The 233-nt window shown below is 60.9% G+C and carries 1 pseudogene; it reads right to left on the reverse strand.

The features are described 5' to 3' along the window. A pseudogene (locus ACVA6Q_RS24990) lies at positions 1-233 on the reverse strand (EamA family transporter); the annotation flags it as partial.

Consider the following 233-nt stretch of genomic DNA (forward strand, 5'->3'; position numbering starts at 1 on the left):
GGATGGAGACCAGCGCGCCCGGCACGATCAGGGCATTCGCGCGCTGCTTGTTGAATGCGATGGCCGACAGCATCGTGAAGGTCGGCCAGAGGTAGTTGACCATCCCCACTTCGATGGCCTGCCGGCCGCTGTTGGCATAGCCGATCGACAAAGACAGGCACAGCTCGTACGAAACGAACAGCAGGCTGCCCCACACCAGATAACGCCGAGGAAACATCTTCAGGTTGCCGAGG

It is taken from the genome of Vibrio sp. DNB22_10_4, from assembly GCF_052879755.1.